The sequence below is a fragment of the Aquamicrobium sp. genome, assembly GCF_023954335.1.
GTDB lineage: Bacteria > Pseudomonadota > Alphaproteobacteria > Rhizobiales > Rhizobiaceae > Aerobium.
The window spans coordinates 1-3,034 of sequence record NZ_JAMLIE010000009.1; the positions used below are offsets into that span (position 1 = coordinate 1).

Genomic DNA, 3,034 nt, shown 5'->3' on the forward strand with positions numbered 1-3,034 from the left:
ACCCTTCGGGCCACCTTCTCCCCGCGGGGGAGAAGGGGAAAGCAGCAGCGTGCTGCCATATGCAATTCGCCTGCCCTTGTGGGCAGGGGCCTTCCGCTTTACACCGCCTGCGTCTCTCCCTCCATCGTCGACTTGCCATGCTGCACCAAAGGACGGTTGCCCGCCAAACGCCGCAGCAGCACGTAGAAGACCGGCGTCATGAAGATGCCGAAGAAGGTGACGCCGATCATGCCGGAGAAGACGGCAAGGCCCATGGCGGCGCGCATTTCCGCGCCCGCGCCGGTGGACAGGACCAGCGGCACGACGCCCATGATGAAGGCCATCGAGGTCATCAGGATCGGGCGCAGGCGCAGGCGGCTCGCCTCGATCGCGGCCTTGATCGGCGTCCTGCCCTCGAATTCCAGCTCGCGCGCGAATTCGACGATCAGGATGGCGTTCTTCGCCGACAGGCCCACCAGCACCACGAGGCCGATCTGGGTGAAGACGTTGTTGTCGCCGCCCGTGTACCAGACCCCGGCGAGCGCGGCGAGCACGCCCATCGGCACGATCAGGATGATGGCGATCGGCAGCGTCAGGCTTTCATATTGCGCGGCGAGCACCAGGTAGACCAGGAGCAGCGCCAGCGGGAAGACGACGATGCTCGAATTGCCGGCGAGGATCTGCTGGTAGGTGAGGTCCGTCCACTCGAAGTCGATGCCGGGGGGCAGCGTCTCGGCCGCGATCTTCTCGACGGCTTCCTGCGCCTGGCCGGAGGAGAAGCCGGGGGCCGGGCCGCCGTTGATGTCGGCGGCGAGGAAGCCGTTGTAGCGCGTGGTGCGCTCCGGCCCGGTCGTCGCGTCCACCTTGAGGAGGGCGGCGAGCGGGATCATCTCGCCCGTCTGCGAGCGCACTTTCAGCTGGCCGATATCCTCCGGCTTGGCGCGGAAGGCGGAGTCCGCCTGGACGCGCACGGAGTAGGTGCGGCCGAACGCGTTGAAGTCGTTGACGTAGAGCGAGCCGAGATAGATCTGCAGCGTCTCGAACACGTCGGTCACGCGCACGCCGAGCTGCTGGGCCTTGGAGCGGTCGAGGTCGGCGTAGAGCTGCGGCACGTTGATCTGGAAGCTGGAGAACAGGCCCGCCAGCTCCGGCGTCTGGTAGGCTTTCGCCAGGAACGCCTGCGTCGCCTCGTTGAGCGGCCCGTAGCCGAGGCCGGCGCGGTCCTCGATCTGCAGCTTGAAGCCGCCCGTCGTGCCGAGGCCGTTGACCGGCGGGGGCGGGAACATGGCGATGAAGGCATCCTGGATGGCGCCGAACTTCTGGTTCAGCTGCATGGCGATCGCCCCGCCGGAAAGCTCCGGCGTCGTGCGCTCCTCGAAGGGGGCGAGCGAGGCGAAGACGATGCCGGAATTCGAGCCGATGGTGAAGCCGTTGATCGACAGGCCCGGGAAGGCGATGGCGTGCTCGACGCCCGGCTGCTCCAGCGCGATCTCGCTCATCTTCTTGATGACCTCTTCCGTGCGGTCGAGCGTCGCGCCGTCCGGAAGCTGGGCGAAGCCGATGAGGTACTGCTTGTCCTGCGCCGGCACGAAGCCGCCCGGCACGGCGTTGAACACCGCATAGGTCGCGCCGACCAGGGCGAGATAGACCGCCATCACCAGGGACTTGCGCGTGACGAGCCCGCCGACGCTGCGGCCGTAGCCGTTGCCGGCGGCGCTGAAGGCGCGGTTGAAGCCGCGGAAGAACCAGCCGAACAGGCCGTCCATCACGCGCGTCAGCCAATCCTTCGGCGCATGGTGATCCTTCAGGAGAAGGGCGGCGAGCGCCGGGGAGAGCGTCAGCGAGTTGATGGCGGAGATGACCGTCGAGATCGCGATGGTCAGCGCGAACTGGCGGTAGAACTGGCCGGAGAGGCCGCTGATGAAGGCGAGCGGCACGAAGACGGCGACGAGCACCAGCGCGATGGCGATGATCGGGCCGGAGACCTCGCGCATGGCCCGGTAGGTCGCTTCGCGCGGCGAAAGGCCGTTCTCGATGTTGCGCTCGACGTTCTCGACGACGACGATCGCATCGTCCACCACGATGCCGATGGCGAGCACCAGGCCGAAGAGCGTCAGCGCGTTCACCGAGAAGCCGAAGGCATACATCACGGCGAAGGTGCCGATGATGGAGACCGGGACGGCGAGCAGCGGGATGATCGAGGCGCGCCAAGTCTGGAGGAAGATGATGACGACGAGCACGACGAGCGCCACGGCCTCGAGCAGCGTGTCGACGACCTTGTCGATCGAGGCGCGCACGAATTCCGTCGTGTCGTAGACGATCTCGTATTTCACGCCCTCGGGCATGGCGATCTGGAGCTGGTCCATCGTGGCGCGGACGTTGTCGGCGATCTCGATGGCGTTGGAGCCCGGCGCCTGGAGCACGGCGACGGCGACGGCCGGCTCGCCGTCGAGCAGCGAGCGCAGCGAATAGTCGGCCGCGCCCATCTCGATGCGGGCAACGTCGCGCAGGCGGGTGATCTGGCCCTCCGCGCCGGTCTTGACGATGATGTTGCCGAATTCCTCCGGCGTGCGCAGGCGCCCCTGCGCATTGACGTTGAGCTGGAGGTTGACGTCGTTGGCGGTGGGCGAGGCGCCGATGATGCCGGCGGCGGCCTGCACGTTCTGCTCGCGGATGGCGTTGGAAATGTCGCTGGCGGCGAGCGCATGCTCCGCCGCCTTCTGCGGATCGATCCAGACACGCATCGCATAGTCGCCCGCGCCGAACACCTGGACCTGGCCGACGCCCTCGATGCGGGCGAGGCGGTCCTTGATGTTCAGCGTGGCGTAGTTGCGCAGATAGGTGATGTCGTAGCGGTCGGTCTTCGAGACGAGGTTCACCACCATGATGAAGTCCGGCGAGCTCTTGACCGTGGTGACGCCGAGCGCGCGCACTTCGGCCGGCAGGCGGGGTTCGGCCTGCGACACGCGGTTCTGCACGAGCTGCTGGGCTTTGTCCGGATCGGTGCCGAGCTTGAAGGTGACCGTCAGCGTCAGGACGCCGTCGGAGGTCGCCT

1 protein-coding gene is annotated in these 3,034 nt (G+C 67.1%); it reads right to left on the bottom strand.

What is annotated here, in order from left to right; all coding sequences use genetic code 11:
- Positions 1–98 precede the first annotated feature (98 nt).
- Positions 99–3,034, bottom strand: a 2,936-nt coding sequence (locus M9945_RS22665; protein ID WP_367946347.1) for an efflux RND transporter permease subunit, incomplete at its 5' end; no start/stop codon positions are given.